Annotated in this window: 18 protein-coding genes; 14 read left to right on the top strand and 4 right to left on the bottom strand. The window is 44.5% G+C overall.

Features of this window, described 5'->3' with window-relative positions; translation table 11 throughout:
• Positions 1-185: 185 nt before the first annotated feature.
• Positions 186-539: a rhodanese-like domain-containing protein gene (locus P5683_RS07895; protein ID WP_006621712.1), complete on the top strand. Its 354-nt coding sequence runs from the start codon at positions 186-188 to the stop codon at positions 537-539.
• A 103-nt stretch (positions 540-642) separates the two neighbouring features.
• Here P5683_RS07895 and P5683_RS07890 read toward each other — a convergent pair whose 3' ends face one another.
• Both P5683_RS07890 and recR read right to left on the bottom strand, forming a co-directional pair.
• Positions 643-846: a hypothetical protein gene (locus P5683_RS07890; RefSeq protein WP_006621713.1), complete on the bottom strand. Its 204-nt coding sequence runs from the start codon at positions 844-846 to the stop codon at positions 643-645.
• 213 nt (positions 847-1,059) lie between these two features.
• Complete coding sequence (gene recR, locus P5683_RS07885; RefSeq protein ID WP_006667941.1) at positions 1,060-1,686, bottom strand: recombination mediator RecR; 627 nt, start codon at positions 1,684-1,686, stop codon at positions 1,060-1,062.
• Between the two features lie 530 nt (positions 1,687-2,216).
• On the opposite strand from recR, the gene purS reads away from it, so the two are divergent.
• The 3 genes from purS (at position 2,217) to P5683_RS07870 (ending at position 4,702) form a co-directional block, all read left to right on the top strand.
• Positions 2,217-2,513, top strand: a complete 297-nt coding sequence (purS, locus tag P5683_RS07880) for a phosphoribosylformylglycinamidine synthase subunit PurS (RefSeq protein ID WP_006621716.1) — start codon at positions 2,217-2,219, stop codon at positions 2,511-2,513.
• A gap of 2 nt (positions 2,514-2,515) precedes the next feature.
• Positions 2,516-3,193: a phosphoribosylformylglycinamidine synthase subunit PurQ gene (gene purQ, locus P5683_RS07875; protein ID WP_006621717.1), complete on the top strand. Its 678-nt coding sequence runs from the start codon at positions 2,516-2,518 to the stop codon at positions 3,191-3,193.
• A gap of 627 nt (positions 3,194-3,820) precedes the next feature.
• The gene (locus tag P5683_RS07870; protein WP_006621719.1) at positions 3,821-4,702 is read left to right on the top strand and encodes an NAD(P)-dependent oxidoreductase; all 882 of its coding nucleotides are present in this window, start codon (positions 3,821-3,823) and stop codon (positions 4,700-4,702) included.
• A 2-nt stretch (positions 4,703-4,704) separates the two neighbouring features.
• Here the strand turns inward: P5683_RS07870 and P5683_RS07865 are convergent, their stop codons facing one another.
• Complete coding sequence (locus P5683_RS07865) at positions 4,705-6,021, bottom strand: MFS transporter (protein ID WP_006621720.1); 1,317 nt, start codon at positions 6,019-6,021, stop codon at positions 4,705-4,707.
• Between the two features lie 698 nt (positions 6,022-6,719).
• On the opposite strand from P5683_RS07865, the gene P5683_RS07860 reads away from it, so the two are divergent.
• From P5683_RS07860 to P5683_RS07830, 7 genes are all read left to right on the top strand, one after another.
• A complete protein-coding gene (locus tag P5683_RS07860; protein ID WP_008056975.1) occupies positions 6,720-8,510 on the top strand; it encodes a fatty acyl-AMP ligase in 1,791 nt (596 codons plus the stop codon).
• Positions 8,511-8,639: 129 nt separating this feature from the next.
• Positions 8,640-9,446 (top strand): aspartyl/asparaginyl beta-hydroxylase domain-containing protein, encoded by an 807-nt coding sequence (locus P5683_RS07855; RefSeq protein WP_006621723.1) that lies wholly within the window; start codon positions 8,640-8,642, stop codon positions 9,444-9,446.
• A 226-nt stretch (positions 9,447-9,672) separates the two neighbouring features.
• Positions 9,673-11,454: a fatty acyl-AMP ligase gene (locus P5683_RS07850; RefSeq protein WP_006621724.1), complete on the top strand. Its 1,782-nt coding sequence runs from the start codon at positions 9,673-9,675 to the stop codon at positions 11,452-11,454.
• Between the two features lie 168 nt (positions 11,455-11,622).
• A complete protein-coding gene (locus P5683_RS07845; protein WP_315639602.1) occupies positions 11,623-12,087 on the top strand; it encodes an acyl carrier protein in 465 nt (154 codons plus the stop codon).
• Positions 12,087-13,409, top strand: a complete 1,323-nt coding sequence (locus P5683_RS07840; RefSeq protein ID WP_006621726.1) for an aminotransferase class I/II-fold pyridoxal phosphate-dependent enzyme — start codon at positions 12,087-12,089, stop codon at positions 13,407-13,409. The genes P5683_RS07845 and P5683_RS07840 overlap by 1 nt, the downstream gene beginning before the upstream one ends.
• A 57-nt stretch (positions 13,410-13,466) precedes the next feature.
• Positions 13,467-15,041 (top strand): B12-binding domain-containing radical SAM protein, encoded by a 1,575-nt coding sequence (locus tag P5683_RS07835; protein ID WP_187758109.1) that lies wholly within the window; start codon positions 13,467-13,469, stop codon positions 15,039-15,041.
• Positions 15,042-15,214: 173 nt separating this feature from the next.
• Complete coding sequence (locus P5683_RS07830; protein WP_006667943.1) at positions 15,215-15,424, top strand: DUF6464 family protein; 210 nt, start codon at positions 15,215-15,217, stop codon at positions 15,422-15,424.
• A 6-nt stretch (positions 15,425-15,430) separates the two neighbouring features.
• Here P5683_RS07830 and P5683_RS07825 read toward each other — a convergent pair whose 3' ends face one another.
• Positions 15,431-17,041, bottom strand: coding sequence for a peptide ligase PGM1-related protein (locus P5683_RS07825; protein WP_006621729.1), 1,611 nt, complete (start codon positions 17,039-17,041; stop codon positions 15,431-15,433).
• A 226-nt stretch (positions 17,042-17,267) separates the two neighbouring features.
• Here P5683_RS07825 and P5683_RS07820 point away from each other — a divergent pair, with 226 nt between their 5' ends.
• The 3 genes from P5683_RS07820 to P5683_RS07810 all read left to right on the top strand — a co-directional run bounded on the left by P5683_RS07820 (position 17,268) and on the right by P5683_RS07810 (position 25,308).
• Positions 17,268-20,348, top strand: coding sequence for an AAA family ATPase (locus tag P5683_RS07820; RefSeq protein WP_035759877.1), 3,081 nt, complete (start codon positions 17,268-17,270; stop codon positions 20,346-20,348).
• 168 nt (positions 20,349-20,516) lie between these two features.
• Positions 20,517-24,509 carry a transporter substrate-binding protein gene (locus tag P5683_RS07815; protein WP_315639604.1) on the top strand — a complete coding sequence of 1,331 codons (3,993 nt, stop codon included), beginning with the start codon at positions 20,517-20,519 and terminating at the stop codon, positions 24,507-24,509.
• Between the two features lie 163 nt (positions 24,510-24,672).
• Positions 24,673-25,308, top strand: coding sequence for a fasciclin domain-containing protein (locus P5683_RS07810; protein ID WP_228116464.1), 636 nt, complete (start codon positions 24,673-24,675; stop codon positions 25,306-25,308).
• Positions 25,309-25,459: the final 151 nt, after the last annotated feature.

Genomic DNA, 25,459 nt, shown 5'->3' with positions numbered 1-25,459 from the left:
CAGTCTTATCCTGTGTGCTGTGGCTGGCTTTAGCACCGGGGCGGGTGTAGCAGTCCTATCCTGTGTGCTGTGGCTGATCGCGCACCCGCCCCTACAGGGCCCGCCTCTACAACTTTTCGGCAACCTTCTCCAGAATCTGCCATAATTATTGAAATTGATACAGGAACTAAAAATACCTTAGTTATATGTCGGTTCAATTTTTTTACTTACCTGAAATTGATGTCAAGACCGTTGCTGATTACCTACAAAAGCCTACCCAAGAGGTGCAGCTTATTGATGTTCGAGAACCTCAAGAATTGGCGATCGCTAGTATTGATGGTTTTGTCAATTACCCCTTGAGTGAACATCAGCAGTGGTCAGAGTCCATTTTCTCTGAACTTGACCTCCATAAGGAAACTTGGGTAATGTGTCATCATGGCAGACGTTCAGCCCAAATGGGTCAGTGGCTCATTCAACAGGGTTTTACTAATGTTAAAAATATTACCGGGGGCATTGATGCTTACTCTGTAATCGTTGATGATACCGTACCCCGCTACTGATTTCGCAGAACAAAAAGAGTCCGCGCTATGCGGACTCTCCTGGGATAAACAGAAGGCTGTCGAGTTCATTCTGTTGATCGACTCGATTTATTCATACCGTTACTTATATTTCGTCTACTAGCCGGACCCGTCCCCGCCGAATTGAGTACAATAGGCGATCTATGGATCGTAGTTCTTCTTTTTCTAAGGATTCATCTAGTACCGCTGCCATTAGACCATAGCGATCGGCTTTAGTCAGCGCTCTGGTTTCAGTTACCGATGCAGTGATTTCGGAGAGTGCGCCGGGAAGTAGTTTGACTGGAGACATAAGTGCGTTTTGAACTCGACACTTTTATCATCCTCCATTTCTCAGATTAGATCCGTGATCTGCTCTCCCACCATCAGTGATTATACAGATGTAATTTGGTGAGTTAAAACACTTATAGCTGGTGATAACTGTCACAGTTACATCCAATAGGTTTCACTTATAGCTGCTCTAATCACAACTTATCTTTAAACACTAGAAATCTCAAACCCTTAATTAATCTAACTCCCGTCTCCCTTCTAACGCCCGCGCTAAGGTCACTTCATCAGCATATTCTAAATCTCCACCCACAGGTAAACCAAAAGCAATACGAGTTACCCTCGTAAAAGGCTTCAGTAATTGGCCTAAATATAATGTCGTCGTTTCCCCTTCCACGCTTGGGTTAACCGCGATAATCACTTCCTTAACCTGTTGTTGACTAACCCGCCTCACTAGGGGTTGAACTGTTAGTTGTTCTGGTCCAATTCCATCCATCGGGGAAATTACTCCCCCCAAAACATGATACAATCCTCTATATTCACGAGTCTTCTCTAACGCAATTACATCCCGTGAGTCGCTAACTACACATATCGTTTCGCGATCGCGTTGCGGATTACGGCAAATTTCGCAAACAGGTTCCGCTGACAGGTGAAAACATACCTGACACAAACCTACCTGTTTTTTCGCTTCCAACAACGCCCTCGCTAAAGCCTGTACTTCTTCCTCTGGCCGTTTGATAATATGAAGGGCAAGTCTTTGGGCAGTTTTGGGGCCAATACCGGGCAGCCTCTGGAACTGTTCGATTAGACGGGCTAAGGGGCGTGTGTAAACCGTTGTTTTTCCTCCATTTATGCGCTCACACAATAGTATATCCCCTTACCAGTGGGAACCGAATTATGTTAAGTTTTGTAACAAAAAATTAATAAATGTTACAAAAAATTTCTGTTTTGGGGGTTCCCTTGCTTTTTGGGTTGACTTATGGTATTATTTTAGAAAATGGAAATATATTCAATTTTTTTATTTTTGCAAATATCCAATTATATAAAAATATGTCAATAATATAGCATGAGTTCCCGTCGCCTGTCAACCCCCCCCAGCCACCCTGGCTGTACATTTTTTTAAAAATTGAACAAAAAATCAACCATAAAGCCAAAAAAAATCCACCGACGCGGTGGCGGTGGAACTACAAAGGATGATGGTGTGAGGAGCGAGTTACTAAACTTGCTTGCTTACAGTGTTAAGAATAGTCAGGCCTTGTTACAGCCCTGTGTCATGTGTATGAAGATTTTGTGACACCTGCCAGAAGCCAACTAGAGTCTTGTTGCAGTTGATAATTCGTAGATGTTTCTTGTGATCCGGGTTTGGTGGATAATAAGATTTGTTAGTTAAGCAGTATGGGTAGTTTTGTGGCACAAACATTTCAAGCTAAAGTTTACGTCACCCTTCGTCCTTCAGTGTTAGACCCAGCCGGGACGGCGGTTCGTTCCGGCGTTCAGCAGATGGGATATCAAAATGTCGAACAAATCCGAATTGGTAAATATATAGAGGTGACACTCCAGGCGGCGGACGAAGCGGAAGCAGTCCAGCAAATTGATCAAATTTGCGATCGCATTTTAGCCAACCCGGTCATCGAAACCTATCGTTTTGATTTAACCCCCCTATCGGAAACTGCAACCACTACAGCCCATTAGATATGAAATTTGGTATCCTAGTTTTCCCTGGTTCTAACTGCGATCGCGATGTCGCCTGGGTGACACAGGGACTTTTAAACAAACCCACCCGCATGGTGTGGCACCAAGATACAGACCTTTCTGATATTGATGTGGTAGTCATTCCCGGCGGGTTTAGTTATGGTGATTATCTGCGCTGTGGTGCGATCGCCCGTTTTTCTCCCATTATTCGCGCTACTATTGACCATGTAAATGCTGGTAAATTCGCGATCGGTATCTGTAATGGTTTCCAAGTTTTAACCGAAGCCGGACTTTTACCTGGGGCTTTGGTTCGCAATCGGGATCTGCATTTTATTTGCGATCGCGTTCCCATCAGAGTTGTCAATAATAAAACTCCCTGGACTAGAAAATATCAACCTAATGAGGTGATTACTCTTCCTATTGCTCACGGTGAGGGTTGTTACTATGCCGACGAAAAAACTCTGGCACAATTAGAAGATAATAACCAGGTCGTGTTCCGCTATGAAGGCGATAACCCTAACGGTTCTCTCAATAATATTGCCGGAATTTGTAACCAATCCGGTACTGTGGTCGGTATGATGCCTCACCCCGAAAGAGCTGCTGACCCTATGTTGGGTAATACTGATGGCATTAAAATGTTTGAAGCTGTATTACAACAAGTAGTTAGGGCTAGGGTTTAGTTATCAATTCTCAATTCTACTTTAATGGCGGGTTCCACAGTTAATGAAACTTACTGCGATATTAACAAACCCGCCCCCCTCACCTATCCCCTTATATCATCGAGCATAGTTAAGTTTTGCTGATAGATAAATTTCCAAGGTTTTGAATTTTAAAAGTATGTTAAGAATTGTTAAAATTTTATTGAGAATATCTCTCAAACACTTGACGAATTTATAGGGGTTTTGGTATGCTATAAATAATCGCATCCAAGGGCTTCTTGTGTTTTTACGCCAAAAAAGAGGCTACAACCCTTATTATATCGCGGATTATCAATATTCTCTGGCTAAAACTTAAAATCACGATGCACGAGTTTTGGGGCTAAAATGGACGGCTCAAAATCTGGCTATTGACAAAAACGCCATTTTGTGAGTTATGGCTCATCTGGCGGTTAGGGGCATAAAAAACTAAGTAATTTTCCCCATATCAATGAATGGAAAATAAATGATGATTTAGTATTGACAAACCCTGGAACTTGACCTATTATAGAAGCATGGGAATCTGTGGCGACATATATATAGGATTATCCCCAAAAGTATCGACCACTAGGCGGGAAGATAACAGAAGCAAAAGCCATACAATAAAAAGCGATGATTCCAAAACTGTTAGTCACAGGTGCGAGCGGTTTCTTGGGTTGGAATATATGCCAGGTAGCCAAATCTGAATGGGAGGTTTACGGAACGTATAATTCCAGTCCGGTGACAGATAGTGGTGTAAAATTTATCAAAACTGATTTGACGGTATTAGGAGACTTAAAGCAGGTATGGGAAGAAATAAAACCTGATGCGGTCATTCATGCAGCGGCGGCTTCAAAACCGAATTTTTGCGAAGAGAACCCGGATATATCTCATAAAATTAACGTGGTGGCGGCTGGGGATATGGCGAGTTTGTGCGGCGCGGCGGGAATTCCTTATGTGTTTACTTCGACTGACCTAGTATTTGATGGTTTAAACCCTCCGTATCGAGAAACTGATCTAGTTTGTCCGATTAACACTTATGGGGGACAGAAAGTGAAAGCGGAAGGGGAAATATTAGCCAGATATCCGAAAGCTGCTATCTGTCGAATGCCTTTAATGTATGGGATAGCCTCGCCTCATGGGGGTAGTTTTATCCAGGGATTTATCAAAACGCTAAAATCGGGAAATTGCCTCAACCTGTTTGAGGATGAATTTCGCACGCCAGTTAGCGGCACGACTGCGGCTAGGGGGTTACTGTTAGCGATTGAAAAAAAGGTTAATGGGATATTACACCTAGGGGGAAAACAGAGGATATCTCGCTATGAGTTTGGCTTGCTAATGGCGCAGGTGCTAGATTTACCAGCGGATAGAATTACGCCAGGAAAGCAACAGGATGTTAAATCGATCGCACCCCGTTCTCCCGATACATCCCTAGACAGTTCCCAAGCGTTTGATTTAGGATATGAACCCCCTTCAATTATGGAAGAGTTGGCAGCATTACGGGGTCTAGTTTAAGGTTAACTAGAAACTACATTAGCAGAATGAGCGATCGCATCAGGAACCTCAGCTTCCAAACGACGGAGACGAGGACTGCGATAGGCAATAATGACGGCAGCAATATTAATTATACCGACCCCACACAAAAGCAAAGCACTTCCCCGTCCGGGTCCCATACCGATAATATGTCCGACTCGATCTGCCAATATTCCCCCAGGCTGCATCATGGGTTCAAAAATGCCATCAACCAAAGGTCCGACGCTGAGTTGTGTTACGACTAACAAGGATTTTTCAAATAACCCTTGTAAAGCGAAAACTCGTCCTTGCAGATATTGGGGAACTTTGCATTGCCAGATAGTTTGGTTGCTGCTGATGACAATGGGCTGGGAGAATAGATAACCAAATCCGCCAATAGCTGCTAAAAATAGGGTAGGTTGAAATCCTCCTAAACATAAACAGAGTCCCTGTAGGGCGACAAACAACAGAATTCCATTAACTTGGCGTTTTAATCCTCCCCAGGCGCTGACTACTAGGCTACCGAATAACATCCCGCAACCACTAATAGATAACACTATCCCCAATTGGGAACTAGATGCAAAACTGAGAATAATCGGCCAGAAAAGAACCTGGATCATTCCTTCTGTTAGATAAATGACTGCAAAAAATAGCATTAACCCTAACAGTCCCGGACGCGCGGCTACATAATCCCACCCGGAGCTAATTTCTCCCCATATCCTTTCAAAATTAACGGTTTTGCGATCGCTTGATGCGACTGGTTTCGGATCGGGAAGCCTCACACTCAGCAGAGCAATGGTGGCTAGTACATAGGTGGCAAAATCAAAGACTAATACCCCCTGCAACTGGACAGCTTCTACTAAAAATCCGGCAATGGTCGGACCCAAAATTCTAGCCAGCGCCCGTGATATCTGTACCATGCCGTTAGCTCGACCTAAATGCTGTTTGGGAACAATTTGGGCGATCGCTGCCATGTAAGCTGGAATATGGAAGGCGTTAGCGACGGAACTGATGCTAACGGCTATGTAGATGTGCCAAATTTCCAGGCTGCCGGACTGTAACAGGATCATCATCCCTATTGCTGTCACACCTGTGGTAGAATCAGCTATTAGCATCACCCAACGTCGGTTCCACCGATCTACTAGCACCCCTGCTATAGGGGAAATTAGCAGATTGGGTAGATAGGCTAACACCATGATCAGAGCAAACAGGGTTAGGGAACCTGTGGTCTGATAAGCCCACACCCCTAAAGCGAAGTCTGTGATGTATGTGCCGACTACGGAGATAATTTGTCCTAACCAGATTCGCAAGAAGATTTGCATAGTCTATTGATTTATCGAAAAATGGGCAGATGCGGGAAACACAAAGTCAGCCAGCAAATAGTAATAGCTTCCCTTAGTCCCTGTCAATCAAGTGGGTTTCTCATTGCCTCGCATTTATTGACAACGATTTCCCTATTGTCGGCTTTTTCGGTAACTTTGGGGACTATTCAGGAATAAAAAAGCTAATACTGACCTGAGATGAACTATGGTGTTGGGATAAGGGCGATAAGATTAAGTTCTGGTGAGGCTTTTATGGCAATTTTTCCGATTTCTAAATGATATCGAAGGGGTCCCGGCTCTCAAAAGCCATATATATGTCGGCACAGATTCCCACAATAAAATTGTATGTCAAGTGCCGAGGTTTGTCAACTGTTTAAAGGTTAATTAAATGCGGGGCGCGTCCAACCCCAGCGTTATCGGTAGCGATCATTAAGCGATCGCCATCAAGTTCTGTAGGGGGGGGGTTAAAAACTAGCAAAGACCCATGAAAATTCGGGTCTTTAATTCTTGGGATATGAAGATATCGGCCAAATTTCTATATATATGCGGCCACAGATTCCCATGCTTATATAATAAGTCAAGCCCTAATATTTGTCAATAGAAAATGGAGAATTTGGGTAAAAATGTGAGGGAAGTTAAAGGGGGGGTAGGAAGTGGCAAAATGTGGTTTGATCAAAAAGATGGGATATGCAAGCCAAATGACTGAGTATCAAACGTTAGTAGACCTACTGCGCGATCGCGCCGAAAAATTAAGAGACCAAAACGCCTATACATTTTTAGCGGACGGAGAAACGGAGTCGGGGCGCTTAACCTATAGGGAACTAGACGAACAAGCGAAAGCGATCGCCACAGAAATTCGTCGCCACGTCCCCCCCGGAACCCATGTATTAGTAGTGTATCCCTACACCACCGGACTAGAATTTATCGCGGCTTTTTTTGGGTGTCTGTATGCGGGGGTAGTAGCGGTAACGGATAACCCACCCCGGTCTAGCCAAGGATTAGGAAAACTGCAAGAACGCATCGAATTATCAAACGCTACAATAGCCCTAACCAGTAAACCCTTGTTATCCCATATACAAGGACTATTAAAAAAAGTGCCGGAATTAGCGCCCAAATTCGAGCAACTCCCCTGGATAACTACAGACAGTCTAAACCCGAAGCTAGGAGAGTCCTGGTCTCCCCCAGACATCAACCCGGAAACCCTAGCATTTCTGCAATATACTTCGGGTTCTACGGGAACACCAAAAGGAGTAATGGTGACTCACCAAAACGTCCTACACAACTCGGAAATGATTTATCAAGCCTTTGAACACAGGGGGGAAAGTCAAGGCTTGATCTGGCTACCCCTATTCCACGATATGGGACTTATTGGGGGAGTCATTCAACCGCTATATGGTGGTTTTCCGGTAACGTTAATGTCTCCGGTGGCGCTAGTACAGAAACCCATGAACTGGTTAAAAGCCATATCTCGGTACCAAGCGACGACCAGCGGCGGGCCGAATTTTGCCTATGATTTACTGTGGCGACAGGCGACCCCTAGTGAGATCAAAAAATTGGATTTAAGTAGCTGGGAGGTGGCATTTTCTGGGGCTGAACCTGTCCGCGCCGAAACTTTAGAGAATTTTGCCAAAACGTTCGCGGAGTGTGGTTTTCGACGATCGGCTTTTTATCCCTGTTATGGTATGGCGGAGACGACTTTATTTATTTCTGGGGGTCGAAAAGCAGATCTTCCGGTGATTCGCTATGTCGATCGCACGGCTTTGGAGGAAAATAAGGTGGTAGCTGTGGAGAGTGATCATCGGTCGGCGAAAGCTGTGGTTGGCTGTGGTCATGGTTGGCTAGGGGATGAAATTGTCATTGCTAACCCGGAAACCCTAACCCGTTGTGCTGAGGGAGAAGTAGGGGAAATTTGGCTGCGCGGCGCGGGTATTGGTTTGGGTTATTGGAATAACCCAGAGGAAAGCGATCGCACGTTTAAGGCTAAATTAGGTAATCAGGGTGGGTTTCTGAGGACGGGTGATCTGGGGTTTTTGGAGAATGGGGAATTATTTATTACGGGTAGGATTAAGGAGATGATGATTCTCTGGGGTCGCAACCATTATCCCCAACATATTGAACAAACTTTAGAAACCTGTCATGATCAGTTACGTCCGGGCTGTGGGGCGGCTTTTTCGATTGAAGTGGAGGGGGAAGAACGTCTGGTCATCGCCTACGAGGTACAACGGCAATTTCTGCGAAAGCTGAATGTCGAGGAGGTTATTGGCGCTATCCGTCATGCGATCGCTGATCAGCATCTAGCGGATGTTTTTGCGGTAGTATTACTGAAAACTGGAACTCTCCCGAAAACTACCAGCGGTAAGGTCCAACGCCAAGTCTGTGGCCGTCAGTTTCTCGCGGGAACTCTGGAGGTGGTCGGACAATGGCAATGTCAGGAGTTGCAACAAAGCAATATTTCTGACCTGGTGCGCCGGGAACAAGTTAACAGTTAATCAACAAACATCAAGCAGCTTTGGCCAGGGCATCGCAACCGGATCTCTTTGGTTGCCCCTGGTCTTGTATAATTAAATATACCTGTATTACTATATGGGTGATTAATCAAATAAGGAAAAGTGCTATTTATGACTGAGGTAGGGTTACAGAGCAATTTTAAAGATAAACTGCGAAATTTCTTAATTTATGGCATTGGCGAACCGATATTAAGAGGCTTAGAAACATCGATTGGTAAATATTCCAAAATTGGAGATACGGCATTTTTTGACGCTGCCAAATACCCGGAACATTTCCAATGGGTTGACCTGTTAGAAAGGGATTGGCATTTAATCCGCCAGGAGGTAGACGAACTGTTAAAATATCGGGATAATTTGCCTAATTTTCAGGATATTTCGCCGGATCAAGCCTATAATACGAGTACGGATAATTTATGGAAAACCTACTGTTTATATGGCTATGGAGTTAAATCTGCTGAAAGTTGTGATCGCTGTCCTGAGACCACCAAAATCATCCAAAAAATCCCAGGTTTAAAAACGGCATTTTTCTCTATATTACTGCCGGGCAAACATATCCCGGAACATCGGGGACCATACAAGGGGGTAATTCGGTGTTTGTTAGGTTTAAAAGTGCCGGAACCCCGGGAAAAGTGCCGTCTGCGAGTAGGGGATGAAATCCGGCATTGGGAAGAGGGAAAATGTATGTTATTTGACGATTCATTTCCCCATGAAGCGTGGAATGAAACGGATGGAATTAGGGTAGTGTTATTCTTGGATATTGTGCGACCTTTAAAGTTTCCTTGGTCGGCGGTTAATGAGTTATTGATTAAACTAATTGCGGCTTCTCCATACATTCAGGAAGCGACGGCGAATCAGAAAAAATGGAACGATCGCCTAGACCAAGTATGGCAGAGAGATCCACAAAATTCCCGACAGTAACCCGGGGTAATTTATAGCCAGTATAATGATTAATCAAAAAACGGCGTAAACTTGAAGCGGGCTATAAGCCTGTAGACTCTAGGGATGTAATTATAGTCCCTAGGGTCAGCCGGAAAAGATGATGTCAGCATCCAATCAACAAAAAAGTTGCCAAAAAATTAAAATAGGTTATATTATCCAAGAGACCGGAAACTTTTTCGCTTACTCAATCACTTATTAAGACTTAATGACTGCTTTCCAACATCCGTTTGATGCAGCAACGTTAATGGAAATATTAAAGGGTCGAGCCATCCATCAACCCCATCAAGTTGCTTATAAATTTTTAGTGGATGGAGAAACTGAAACCATCAGTTTAACCTACCAAAAGTTAGACAGAATATGTCGAGCGATCGCCGCCCATCTCCAAAGCCTCAGCCAACCGGGAGAGAGAGCCTTACTACTATATCAACCGGGCATAGATTATATTACGGCATTTTTTGGCTGTTTGTATGCAGGTATAGTACCAATTCCGGCCTATCCGCCGCGCCCCAACCGCTCGCTGTCGAGGATTATGGGTATCTTAGAAGACGCGGACTCTCACCTAGCCCTAACCACAGAATCTGTGCTACCGAGTCTACAGCGGCAATTTGGGGAGGTTTGGGAACTACAGAAACTGAACTGGGTTGCCACAGATAAGGTAGCCGAAAGTTGCAGCGATCGCTATGAGGACCTAAGCATCAACCCGGAAAGTTTAGCGTTTCTCCAATATACATCAGGTTCAACGGCTACCCCCAAAGGGGTGATGATCAGCCACCAGAACCTGATGCACAATTCGGGCTGGATTTATGAGAAATTCGGTCACAACCAGGACAGCATAGGGATGATCTGGCTACCACCCTATCACGATATGGGGTTAATTGGGGGGATTATCCAGCCCCTATATGGAGGATTTCCGGTGGTGTTAATGTCTCCGCTAATGTTCCTCCAACGTCCTATCAGGTGGCTAGAAGCAATATCAAGACATGGTGCGACCACCAGCGGCGGGTCAAACTTTGCTTATGACTTGTGCGTGCGCCGAGTCACACCAGACCAAATAGAAACCCTAGACCTGAGTAGTTGGGATTTAGCATTTAATGGGGCGGAACCGATATCCCATGAAGTGTTAGAAAAATTTGCGCGGACGTTTGCTAGTTGTGGATTTAATCCCCAGGCTTTCTATCCCTGCTATGGTATGGCGGAGGCTACCCTAATCGTCAGTGGCGGCGATAAAACTCAACTACCGACGTTGAAAACGATTCAAGCATCATCCCTAGAACAACATCAGGCGATCGCCACCAACGGTCACGCCGAGAATACTCGCACAGTAGTAGGCTGTGGCTCAAGTTTGGAAGATCAGGCGATCGCCATTGTGGACCCATCCACGGGGATACCCTGTGAACCCGGACAGGTAGGAGAAATTTGGGTATCAGGACCAAGTATCGCCCAAGGTTACTGGAATCGACCATCAGAAACCGAGTCCATCTTTAGTCAATATCTAGCCACCACCGGAGAAGGACCATTTTTGCGGACTGGAGATTTAGGCTTCATCGAAAACGGCGAACTATTTATTACTGGTCGCCTGAAAGATGTAATTATCATTAACGGCCGCAACCATTATCCCCAAGACATAGAATGGACGGTTGAACAAAGTCACCCCTTAATCCGTCCTAGTTGTGCGGCGGGATTTTCCGTAGATGTGGGGGGGGAAGAAAGGTTAGTGGTGATTGCAGAAGTAGAACGCTACTATTGGAAACGGCAATCTAGTCCTCGTCGTGAAACCTCAACCAATGTTTCCAGGGAGGAATCCTTCAGCACTAAGGACCTAATTCAATCAATCCGGCGTGCGGTTTCCCAAAATCATGATTTGCAAGTTTATAGTACCCTGCTACTCAAACCTGGAACCATTCCCAAAACATCAAGTGGTAAGATCCAACGTCATGCTTGCCGTGCTGGTTTTCTAGCGGGGACTTTGGAGGTAGTCGAAGACTAAACTTATTCTGCCCGTTAGAGGTAATAACAGAAACAGCAAAGGATTGATCAGATCGGCTTCGTGGCACAATAACCGTCTAGGTGCGATTTAAGATTCACCGCCGACGGGCTGCCTAATCTGCCCCGGAATCTTGCATAGCCAGCCTAAAATGTGATGGAGGAGTGAATAGTGCAAGTGTTGAACCACTCTTGGAATGGAAAAGATATTGACCAACTGGGTAGCCAACCTAAATCGCCAAATTCTGTGGGTTTATCCCCTGATGCGGAAGCGATCCAAGGCTGGTTAATTACCCAAATGGCTGAGAGATTGGGGTTAAATCCAGATGACATTGATATTGATGAAGACTTTGCCAATTATGGCCTTAATTCTATTGAGGCGGTTAATTTATCTGGAGACCTGGAAAATCAATTTGGACGTAGACTTCCCCCGACGTTACTGTGGGATTATCCGACTATTAAGGCGATCGCTGATTATCTAGCCCAGGATACCACCCCTAAAGCGACAACCAACAGCAGTGGTCAGTCTGTGAGTCCACAACAGGCACAACAACTGCTAGAAAGACTCAATCAAATGTCCAATGCCGAGGTAGAGTCCCTGCTGAATTCAATGTTGTCTGAACAGGAAAATCATTAATGACCAATATATCCGATCGCACCGCTAACCTTTCACCACAACAAAAACGGGATCTGCTTGCCGAATTGTTGCGCCAAAGAGCCACCAGCCAAACCTTACCAGATATTCCCCCGGAATACTATCGGTTTGAACTGTATCCAGAATACCTGAAAATTAAACAGCAACAGCAGGAAATTGCAGCCTTGGGCATTAATAACCCCTTCTTTGCCCCCCAAGAAGGTATCGCCAGCAATACCACGATTATTGACGGTCGTGAGTTGATTAACTATGCTACCTATAACTATTTGGGGATGTCTGGTGATCCGATAGTTTCCCAAGCTACGAAGGATGCTATAGACCGCTATGGTACATCGGCTTCCGCCAGCCGCCTGCTTTCGGGGGAAAAACCTATTCATCGGGAGTTAGAAAAGGCGATCGCCAATTTTATCGGCACCCAAGACAGCATCGTTTATGTTGGCGGTCATGCTACCAACGTCACCACCGTTGGCCACCTATTTGGACAAAATGACCTGATCCTTCATGATGTCCTCAGCCATAATAGTCTATTACAAGGCTGTTTACTTTCGGGAGCCACTACTATTGCTTTTCCCCATAATGATTGGGAAAGCCTGCACCAAATTCTCAAAGACCGCCGCCACCGTTATAGACGCACTTTAATCCTGATAGAAGGCATTTATAGCACCGATGGTGATATTCCCGATCTACCCAGGTTTATTGAGTTAAAACAACAGTATAAAGCCTTTCTGATGGTGGATGAGGCCCATTCAATTGGGGTATTAGGTCAACATGGCCGAGGGCTTAGTGAACACTTTGGCGTTGACCCCAATGATGTAGATTTGTGGATGGGAACCCTTAGTAAATCTTTCGCCAGTTGTGGGGGATATATTGCGGGGTCTAGTGCTTTAGTGGAATACTTGAAATATACGGCCCCCGGTTTTGTCTACAGCGTGGGTATTTCGCCACCTAACGCGGCATCGGTTCTGGCTTCAATTAATGTGTTAATATCAGAACCAGAACGGGTGCAAAGACTACGCGATCGTGGTCAATTGTTCCTGAATCTCGCTAAACAACATAATCTCAACACAGGAACCAGCAAAGATTCGCCCATTATTCCGATTATTGTGGGCGATTCCCTGGCTTCTGTGCAACTGTCCCAAAATCTGTTTCATCGGGGTATTAACGTCCCATTTATGTTCTATCCTTCCGTTCCTCAAAATGCAGCCCGTCTGCGTTTTTTTGTTACCTGTCAGCATACGGAAGAACAAATTTATCAAACGGTGGAAATTCTCACCGAAGAAATTGCACAAATGGCGGTTTCTTAGAACCCTCATATATCATGAAATTCCCATCTCTAGTTTATCCTTAATCTGGTGCATTCCATGAGAGTCTTACTGGTTTATCCAATTTTCCCAAAAAGTTTTTGGTCTTTTGAAAAAACCTTAGATTTAGTCGATTGCAAGGCTCTATTACCGCCTTTGGGTTTAATCACAGTAGCGGCTATTCTCCCCCAAGAATGGGAATTTAAGCTGGTCGATCGCAATGTGCGAGCCGTCACGGAAGCAGAATGGGAATGGGCAGAATTAGTGATTTTGTCCGCCATGATTGTTCAAAAAAATGACTTCCTCGACCAAATTCAGGAAGCCAAAAAACGCGGCAAAATTGTAGCAGTTGGGGGTCCTTTCCCGACCGCACTACCCCACGAAGCTGAAAAAATGGGGGCTGATTTTCTAGTGTTAGATGAGGGAGAAATTACCCTCCCTATGTTTGTAGCAGCCCTGGAAAGAGGGGAAACAAGTGGGATATTACGCGCCGCTAATGGCGAAAAACCTGATGTAACTACTACCCCAATTCCTAGGTTTGATTTGTTGGAAAAACAAGCCTATGATATGATGGCTTTGCAATTCTCCAGAGGCTGCCCGTTTCAGTGCGAATTCTGTGATATTATTGTGTTATATGGTCGCAAACCTCGCACCAAAGCACCGGAACAGTTACTGGCGGAACTGGATCGCCTCCTAGAACTAGGATTTACTCAAACTATCTTTTTGGTTGATGATAACTTCATTGGGAATAAACGCAATGTCAAATTGCTGCTTCCGGCGTTGAAAGAATGGATGGAAAAAAATAACTATCCCTTCCGTATGATGACAGAAGCATCAGTTGATCTCGCCCAAGACCAAGAATTAATGAACATGATGGTAGAGGCTAATTTCTATGCGGTTTTCCTGGGAATTGAAACCCCGGACGAAGGTAGTCTCGCGCTGACTAAAAAATTCCAAAATACCCGTAATTCCCTAGTTGATGCTGTGGATAATATTACTAGGTCTGGACTGCGGGTAATGGCTGGTTTTATTATTGGCTTTGATGGTGAAAAGTCTGGGGCTGGCGATCGCATTATCCAATTTGTAGAAACTACGGCTATTCCAGTGGCTATGTTTAGTATGCTACAGGTTCTCCCTAATACGGGATTATGGCATCGTTTAAAGAAAGAAGGGAGGCTGCTGGAAGGCTCAGAAACCGCCAATATTAACCAGACTACTCTGATGAATTTTATTCCTACTCGTCCCATTGAGGAAATTGCACAGGAATATATAGACGGTTTTTGGAAACTCTACGATCCGCAAGTGTTTCTCGATCGCACTCACCGCTATTATCTGAAACTAGGCGCACCTCGTCGCCAAAAAGCTGGGGGAAGAACCCTAAGCTGGAAAACTATAAAAGCCTTGTCAATTCTGATATGGCGACAGGGAGTAGTCCGTAAGACTCGCTGGACTTTTTGGATTTATCTACTGGATATTATCCGCAAAAACCCGGATGTGGTGGAAATGTATCTAGTCATGTGCGCTCACTTTGAACACTTCTACGACTACCGCCAAGAAGTGCGCCAGCAAATCGAATCACAACTGGCTGAATATGTCAAGAAAAAACAGGAGTTAGAATTGGTAAAAGTAGCTTAACTCGAATCCGGCGGGTTGGGGTGGTAATCAAAAAACCTATCTCTTAACCCGCTTGGCGTAACCTCTCGCTGAGACTCTAAGATACCTGGGTGCTTCTGTGATCAAAAACACAAGCGGATAGGATAAGATATAGATACAATCTATAATCATGAACATTTACGCAAAGCTGGGCGATGAACAACCTAGGTATGGAAAGAATGCGGCTACAGTCCCATCGACAAATCAAACGGTTTATAGAACATCACGAACAGCGTTATAACCTGCTATCAAAGACGGTTAATAAACAGGCGACCTGTAAATTTAACGCTAACTCGGCATTTTTGTTATGTGCTGTTAATCCTACAGGTTGCTGTTCTAGCTGTGATCATTATCAGCCTAAATAACGCTAACTAATAAATAGATCCTGATAAATGTTCACAGACTTTTCCCAGGTTTGGGGATAGGTCTAGTGTGTCTTCTGACTGTTCGATCGCCTGAGTTTCTCGATCTAAAACGGCGACAATGCGATCGTAGATTTCCTGTGCTTGTGTGGGAGAGTCACCAATACAGGTTAAACCCAGTTTCCCGAATTGAGACAAACAGCCGATTAAGTGAAATACGGTTCCGGTTTCTGTTTTATTGTTAAAATGCAGATGATATTGGGCGATAATATCCATTAAATCATTGGGTAAAAGACCGCGATAATGATGGCTATGAAGATTATCTGAGGCAATATAATATTTAGGTTGTTTATTCTGGCTGTAGAATAAGCCAGTATGGCGATCGTATTCGCCATTAGTTAATAATTGGAGGGTCATAAATGGATGAGTTGTGCCACCCCGACGCAGGTTAATTTCAATGGCTTGTAGTTCCCATTGTGCCTCTGGTGGCTGTGGTTGACGAACGGCAATACAATCTAAACCAAATCTTTCGAGGGCTCCTTTTTGGGCTAAGATTTTACCGACTTTTTCACCTAATTCTTGCAGTTGTAATCGATAGGCTTGGTCAGCGGGGAAACTACAACCCTCAAAAATTTGACCATCTGGACCCCCCAGAATTTGGTCATGGGTAGATAGAACTTCGACCTCCCCGGAAGGGTAAATCTGACATTGAACACTAGGCGATCGCTTAATGTCTCCCTCGATAAAGGCTTCGACAATTGCGCCTAATTCAGGGATTCTGCTACGGAAACTAGACCAGGTTTCATGGCTGGCTTGAAAACTTAAATTCACCAAGCGATCGCTAATTTTTGCGACCCTTTGATGAGGGGGAATGTCGCCAAGTCCTTGGAGATTAAGGATAGCATTGCCTTCTCCAGAAAAGCCCTCATTTAGCTTAATTACTGCTCGTTTTAACTGGGGTTGTCGTTCCCATAAAGCGTTAACTTCTGCGGCTAAAGCTGTTTCATTCCAGACTAATTTACTGCCGTCTGGGTGGGGAATATTGGCTTCTGCGAAAATCTGGCGACTGCCGCTTTTGGTTCCCCAATGGGCTAAATCGGGGTCAGAAGCCCAGAGGGGAATTTGTAATTTAACTGATAATTTTCGTTCCCATTGAGTAGAGTTAAAGCAGACCATATAGGTGCGGTTAGGTCGCAGGACTTGGCGTATTCTTTCGACTAACCGGGGACGTTCTAGGATTTTTTCGGTGAGGGAGCGATTAGAGGAATCGTAGGTAGAAAATAATAGTAGGCGATCGCGCGCGTGAGAAAAGGGAATTCCGGGCATTAAATGCAGATAATAGTCAATAACGCTGGGGTGAAGGGGTTGGGAAGTTACATAAATTAATCTAACTCTAGGATTTCGTAAACGAGTCAGAGAAAACAGAAATCTCTCCTCATACTGATGAACTCCGGGAATTTTCTGCAATTGCTGCTGATCTAAGGTGAGGGATGGAATCACTAATACATCAAAATCATCAAATCCCAGGTTTCCCCCTTGACTGAAAGACTCTCGGAGTTGATGTTGCAATGCTTGAAACTGATCTACTATTCCCTGTGGCGATCGATAATCTCCTGTCATAATCGCTGCCCACAATAACAATATTACGATTTTAGCAGGTTGTTTGACCTCAGAGCGACACCTTTGGATTTGCTGATCTCGTTCTTAGCAATGGTTGGAGAAAAGCTAGTGACACAATTAATATGAGCAGATTGGTCTAGGTTAACCAATAGGATTGATTGGTGCTATAATTATGGGAGCTTCGCTCAAACTGATATCAAACGGAATTTCATCTGAATATCGCGATATGATCCCACAGAAACTCACCCTGAAGAATTTTCTCAGTTATCGCGACGCCAGCCTAGATTTTAGTGGCTTGCACACTGCCTGCATTTGTGGACCGAATGGGGCGGGTAAGTCTTCGCTGTTAGAGGCGATCGCCTGGTCGATTTGGGGTCATAGTCGGGCGGGGACGGAAGATGATTTAATTCAAATTGGCGAAACCCAAATGCGGGTGGATTTTATCTTTATTAGTCATGGTAACTTATACCGGGTAATTAGGACTCGTCGCCGTGGTCAGTCGGGGACTCTGGATTTTCAAATCGCACCATTAGAACCGGACAAAAAAGCGGAGCAAATTAAGTTTACTGCCCTCAGTCAAGGGGGAGTCCGTAGCACACAACAAAAGATTTTAGAACATCTGCGCCTAGACTACGATACTTTTATTAATTCTGCCTATTTGCGTCAGGGAAAAGCTGATGAGTTTATGTTAAAACGTCCCAGCGATCGCAAAGAAGTGTTAGGCAGCTTACTCAAGTTAGATGAATATGATACTTTAGTGGAGAAAGCTAAAGATATCTCGAAGGAATATAAATTCAAGATTGAGCAATTAGAACAAACTTTAACTATCGGAGAGTTGGAGACACAAAAACTGCCGGAAATAGTGGCTCAAATGACTCAGTTAGAAGCTACCCTTGGTAAACTTCAGAAACAACAAGAGTCTGAGCAAAAGCAACTGCAAGCCTACCGAGAACAACAACAATATCGCCAAACCTGTGAACAACTATTAGAGGGACAGCGACAACAATATCATGGGATTAAACAAGAATGCGATCGCCTTCAACAGGAAATTATCGTCACCCAAACTCAACTACAACAATTAGATTGTATTCGGCAACAACAGGAAGAAATAAACGCTGGGATTGTGGAATTTCAGACCCTACAGGCTACAGAAGAAACGATGAGTTTACAGTTTCAAACTCACCAAAAAATTCAACAGCAACTCCGGGAACTTCAGCAGCAACAACAGGATAAAATCCACCAATTACAACGGGATAAAGATACGATTGAAACTCGCCTGGAATCTCTCCATAAACAGGAACAAGAATATCAAAAGGTGCTGGTTGAACAGCCGGAAGTCGAAGCAGGAATGGCTCAACTGTTTCAGGCTCGTTTGCGCCTGAATGAGTTAGATAAACTACAAATTGAAGTTACCCCTATCCTGCAAGAACATCAACGTATACAGGGGGAAATAGACCGCGCTCAAGCGCGTCTTAGCGCCCGTTTTGATGAACTATATACGTCGATGCACAAAATGCAGAACCGCCTGGAAAATAACCGCCCTAAATTAGAACAAGAGTTACAAAATCTCCATCAAACTATTGAGGAAATTGAGAAGAAACGCACTTATCAAAATCGGGTCACAGCTAAGGGTCAGTCACGCCATAACCACTTGGAAAAATTGGCTCATCAACAGCAGGAGTATGAGTCGAAATTAGCGGAATTAGACAAAAAGATGGAAATGTTAGGGCGTTCTTTTAGTGAGGAAAATAGGGGGGACTCTGCGCCTGTTTGTCCCCTATGCGATCGCCCTTTAGATGAACATCACTGGAATTTGGTAATGGGTAAACACCAAAACCAACAACAGGAAATTCGCGATCGCCTGTGGATAATTCGGGAAGATTTGGCGCGTTCCGAACAGGAAATAGCTGCGTTACGGGTTGAATATACAACCTTACAAAGGCAAATCTCTAATTATGAAGAATTGCGAGAACAACGAGGTCAACTACAAGCACGCTTAGAGGGTTTCGGTAGTGATGAATTGCAGCTACAACAGTGGGGAGATGAAGCTAGTCAAATTGAGCGATCGCTATCTGATGGTAGTCACTCCGCGACGCTGTATCAGCAACTGCAACAACTAGATCTGCAACTGCAAGAACTAGATTATAATGAACAAAGCCACGCTCTGGCTAGGAATGAAGAAAAGCGCTGGAGATGGGCAGAAATGAAGCAAATACAAATTCGGGATTCCCAACAAAAACTAGGGCAACTACAAGCCGACAAACCGCCAATGGTGGCACAATTACAGTCGGCATTAGACCAGATAATTTATCTACAAACCGCCTCGGAATTACAGCAGAGGATTATTCAGCTCAAAAAACAGTTAAATGAGAGCGGTTATAATTTGGAAGACCATAATCAAGTCCGGGTGCGGTTGCGTGAGGCACAGCAATGGGTGAGGAAAGCAGAACAGTTGAAAGTGGCGGAAAGTCAGTATCCACAAATTCAACAACGGCTGACTGAATTACGACAATTAAATCAAGTGCGATCGCAGGATTTATCGGGGGTAAAATCACAGATACTACTCTTAACTAAACAGTTGGAAGATACACCAAATCCTAGGTTATATATTAGTAACCTAGAAGGGAAAATAAAACAGCAGCGACAACAACTTGATCAATATTTAAGTCAATTAGGAAAGCTGCAACAACAACGAATCCATTTAGAAAATCTGAGCCAGCAGCAAAGCCAGCAAAAACAGGAATTATCGGAATATCGTCACCAAGCCCTAATTTATAAGGAATTAGCCCAAGCCTTTGGGAAAAATGGTATTCAAGCACTGATGATTGAAAATGTGTTACCGCAATTAGAAGCCGAAACGAATCAAATTTTAGCGAGGCTGTCGGCGAATCAACTCCATGTCCAGTTTGTTACCCAACGGAGTGGACGCAGTGGCAGCGCGAAACGGAAAAAGGCTAAGTTAATTGATACACTGGATATATTAATTGCTGATGCCAGGGGAACTAGACCCTATGAAACCTATTCTGGCGGCGAGGCGTTTAGGATTAATTTTGCGATTCGATTAGCCCTAGCTAAATTATTAGCACAAAGAGCGGGATGTGCGCTACAAATGCTGATTATTGATGAAGGGTTTGGTACCCAAGACGCGGAAGGATGCGATCGCCTAATTGCTGCGATCAATGCGATCGCCCCAGATTTTTCCTGCATTTTAGCTGTCACCCACATTCCCCACCTGAAAGAGGCATTTCAAGCCAAAATAGAAGTCACTAAAACCGCTACCGGATCACAATTACATCTATCTGTTTAAGATCATGATTGGCCAATATTTGAGGAGCAAGGGGTGGAACTAGAGCATATTATGCCATAGTTGGTTAATATAGTTATATGAGACTAGCTAGACCCCGGCCCGAAAATTGGGTGCAGCCAGGTCGGAGGTTCCCTTGATATCAATTTTATAAACCGTTAAGCAGTAGCTATGCCAGGTGTACGAGTCGGGATACTGCATTCTTTGAGTGGGACAATGGCAATTAGCGAAGCGCCCCTCAGAGATGCCGAGTTGATGGCCATTCGAGAAATTAACCGAAGTGGAGGAATTCTCGGAAAGTTTATTGAACCTGTTATTGAAGATTGTCAATCAGATCCGGCTTGCTTTGCTCAGAAAGCCAAAAATCTAATTCAGGACAAACAGGTTGTCACCCTCTTTGGGTGTTGGACTTCAGCCAGTCGTCAGGCTGTCAAACCCGTTTTAGAAGAATTAGGGGTGGGGTTGTGGTATCCCGTCCAATACGAAGGACTAGAAGACTCCCCCAACATTTTTCACACAGGAGCCTGTGCTAATCAACAGGTTGAACCTGTCGTTTCCTGGTTGTTGGAAAATGTTGGCAAGCGCTTTTATTTGCTCGGTTCCGATTATACATTCCCCCATACGGTGAGTAAACTGATCAAAATTCAGCTTCAGCAAAATGAAGGCTATGTGGTGGGTCAAGCATATCAACCCTTGGGGGCTAAGGATTTTAGGTCGATTATTGCGCGTATTGTGCGAGCGAAACCTGATGTGGTGTTTAATACGCTTACTGGTGATAGCAATATAGCATTTTACCAACAATTTCAAGCGGCAGGTTTAAACGCGAAACAAATCCCCATTTTGGCTATTTCTGTTTCGGAAACGGAACTGAAAAGCATCGGGAATGCGGCGACGGGTCATCTGAGTTGTTGGAGTTATTTTCAGAGTTTAGATACTCCCGAAAATCGTCGGTTTGTTCAACATTTTCAGGCGAGATATGGAAGCGATCGCGTTACTAGCGACCCCATAGAAGCCGCCTATAGTCAAGTTTATCTATGGAAACAAGCCGTAGAGTTAGCCGAATCTTTCGACCCGGAAAGGGTACGAATTGCTACCTATGGTCAAAGTTTCTCAGCCCCCAGTGGTATTATCCGCATGGAACCCAACCATCATATTAGGAAATTATGCCGCATTGGTAGGGCTAAATCTGATGGTCAGTTTGAGATTATTTACACCAGTCCCCATCGCATTAAACCCTTGCCATGGTTAGGGTTTGAAGCCAATAACTTTAATGCTTCCGAAATTGTGATTGGCTTACTTGCTGAAGTTAGCCAAAGTACCGAACGCGCCGAAAAACTCAAACAAAAAACCCGCGAATTAGAAGAAACCAGAAAGCAACTTGAACAAGAAATCGAAATCAGGAAACAGGTAGAAGCCCAACTGCAATTGGTTAATGAAGGCTTAGAAAATATCGTCGCGGAACGCACCGCCGCCCTACGAGAATCCAACACTCAACTACTGCAAGAAATTGTCGAACGCACTAGAGTTGCGGAGGCTCTAAGAATGGCTAATGCTAGACTGCAAGCGGTGTTAGAAGCTGTACCTGGCACGGTTTCTTGGATTAGTAGGGATTTACGCTATTTGGAAGTTAATCAATCTTTGGCAGACTTATTTAAATTGCCACGAGAAACTTTTGCTAATCAACATATTGGCTTTTTGGGAACCAGTTCCGAATTTAATGACTTTGTAACTGACCTATTTAATCGCCCGGAAAAAGAAGCCCATCGCGAGGTGCGGACTCATGTGGACAATCAAGAACGCCATTATCTAATTGTGGCTCAGAAATATGATAATAATCAAGCTGTATTTGTGGTGGGAATTGATATTACGCAACGTCGCCAAGCTGAGGAAGAACTCCGCCAAGCTAATATGCGTTTACAAGCGGTTTTAGCAGCGGTTCCTGGTACGGTTTCCTGGGTGACATCAGACCTGCACTATATCGAAGTTAATCAAAAATTAGCTGATTTATATGGCTTACCCAGAGAAGATTTTTCTAATCAACATATTGGTTTTCTGGGTAGGGGTTCTCAGTTTCAGAATTTTATACAATATTTCTTTGAAAGTCCCGAATTAGAAGCATATCAAGAAATATCATCTTCCCTAGAAAATGAGGAATATTATTATCTGATTGCTGCCCACAAGTATAATAATAATCAAGCGGCTTTTGTGGTGGGAATTGATATTAGCGATCGCAAACGTGCAGAAGCCGCATTAAAAACGACTCAAGACCAGTTAGAAGCTGTGTTAAATGTCGTCCCAGGAACAGTATCTTGGATTGATTCTAACCAACGTTATTTAGGGGTTAATCAATATCTAGCCCAAACCTTCGACCTCCCCGCCGAGGCATTTATTGGTCAGCACATCGGTTTTCTGAAAGCTAGTCCGGAATTTAATGACTTTGTGGAAGACTTCTTTAATAGCGGTAGTTTTGAAGCCTATAAAGAAGTGACATCTTATATTAAAAATGAACCCAGAGATTACCTAATTGCCGCCCGGAAATACAACAGCGGTAGTGCCGCCTTTTTTGTAGGTATTGATATTACGGATCGTCGGCGCGCAGAAGAAGCCTTAAAACAGGCAGAATCCAACTATCGTAGCATTTTTGAAAATGCCCTAGAAGGAATATTTCAAACTACCCCAGAAGGTCGTTATATCAGCGCTAATCCCGCCTTAGCCAGGATTTACGGCTACGAATCCCCGACCATATTAATGACCAATTTAACCGATATTCAATCCCAACTGTATATCGACCCCAAGCGCCGCCAGGAATTTGTTTATCTCTTAGAAAGCCAAGGTTCCGTAGTAGATTTTGAGTCCCAAATTCGACGGATAGATGGTCAAGTTCGTTGGATTTCGGAAAATGCCACCGCCGTCCGTAGTCCCCAGGGAGAAATTCTTTATTATGAAGGAACTGTCGAAGATATTACCGATCGCAAACTAGGACAAATCGGCCTCCAACAAGCCAAAGAGGAACTAGAAAAGCGGGTCGTCGAACGCACCGCCGCCTTACAAGAAGCCAACCATCACCTAATCAGAGAAGTGGCCGAAAGACGAAGGATAGAAGCAGCCTTACGAGCCTCAGAAGCCGAATTGCGAGCCTTATTTGCAGCCATGACCGACGTGATCGCGGTTTTTGATGGAGAGGGACGCTATAAGAAAATAGTCACCACTAACGCGGAAGTAGTCTATACACCTAGTAGCGATTTACTCGGAAAAACAGTATTTGACATATTTCCGACCCCCCAAGCACAGCTTTTTTACGAAAATATCCAGAAAGTCCTTCAAACCGGACAAACCATCAACCTAGAATACAGTATGCAATTAGCACCCCCAGAACCCGGGCAGCAAGGCCCTGTTAATATCTTACCCTCTGCTGCTGATGCCGATCTGGTGTGGTTTGCTGCCACAGTTTCCCCCATGCCAGACAATAGTGTAATTTGGGTGGCTCGTAATACTACCGAGCGCCGCCGGGTTTTAGATGCTTTGCGGGTTGAACAACAAAAATCCGAGCGGCTGCTATTGAATATTTTGCCTCACTCTATTGCGGAACGTTTAAAACAGAGCCCCCATTCTATTGCGGAACGCTTTGAGCAAGCAACAGTCATGTTTGCAGATTTGGTCAATTTTACCGGGTTTTCCGCACAGATATCCCCCACGGAATTGGTGGATTTACTCAATGATATATTTTCCTGTTTTGATGAACTCGCTCAAAAACACCAACTCGAGAAAATTAAGACTATTGGGGATTCCTATATGGTAGTCGGAGGTTTACCCACCCCTAGAGAAAACCATGCAGAAGCGATCGCTCAGATGGCTCTAGATATGCAGCGAGAAATTGTCCGTTTCCGTCGCCAAGACGGCGAACCCTTCAATTTACGCATTGGGATGAATACCGGACCTGTGGTAGCCGGGGTAATTGGCACTCGTAAATTTATCTATGACCTGTGGGGGGATGCCGTCAATGTCGCCTCCCGTATGGAGTCTCAAGGCGAAGTGGGAAGAATTCAGATCACCGCCGCCACCAAAGCGCTACTCAACGATAATTTTATTTTTGAGGAAAGGGGTGTAATTGATGTAAAAGGAAGAGGCAAAATGATGACATTCTGGCTCAAAGACCGTCGTTAATCCTCACCACCCCATACTAAAGGGCAGGGGATAGCGGGCATGGTTAAGCAAGAATTAGCATGGGACTTGACGGCCAGTAAACTTGTGTTAAGATAAGTTAAATTAAGTCAAGATTATTTGAACAGTTCTGTAGAAAACTCTCTAAAGGAAAACTATGACTTTGATGGCTAAACGGCTTTTGATCCTGTTAGTGACCCTAGGTGGTACAGCATTCTTGGCGGCTTGTGGCGAACCTACTGCCACCGAAACCCAAGGCGAACCCACCGAACAAATTGCCGAAACCAGTGAGCCTGTAGCCACTGAAACCGTTTCTGATGAAACCATCGAAGCCCAAGCAGAACCCGCCGGGGAAGAAATGACTGCTGTAGTTGACTCAGACCCCACAGAAACCATTGTTGGTATTGCTAGTGGTGACGACCAATTCAGCACTCTAGTAGCTGCTTTAGAAGCAGCCGAATTAGCCGAAATCCTTTCTGGTGAAGGACCTTTCACCGTTTTTGCTCCCACTGACGAAGCATTTGCGGCCCTACCGGAAGGCACTGTTGAAGAACTTCTCAAACCCGAAAATCGCGATCAACTGGTTCAAATTCTTACCTATCACGTTGTCCCCGCCCAAGTTCTGTCTGCTAACATTACTGATGGGTCTGTGGAAACCGTTGCCGGAATGCCCTTAACTATTACTGTTATGGACGGCACTGTAATGGTGAATGAAGCCAGTGTCATTCAATCTGACATTTTGGGCAGCAATGGGGTGATTCATGCTGTTGACACCGTAATCTTGCCGGGTGTGGTCGAATAACTTTTAACTTGGCTTGATGTCAGCACCCCCGGCTGAAGCACGGGGGCTTCGTGCCCCCCTTTCAGGTAGCTGACCAGCTATAGCCTTAACTGGCTCCGTTCAGAGCAAGAGTTAAAGTTCCTACCCTGGAATGCGTGCTAGTTCCAGGCCC

The organism is Limnospira sp. PMC 1279.21, from assembly GCF_032349615.1.
Classification (GTDB): domain Bacteria; phylum Cyanobacteriota; class Cyanobacteriia; order Cyanobacteriales; family Microcoleaceae; genus Limnospira; species Limnospira fusiformis.
This window is presented reverse-complemented; position numbering and strand designations above follow the sequence as displayed.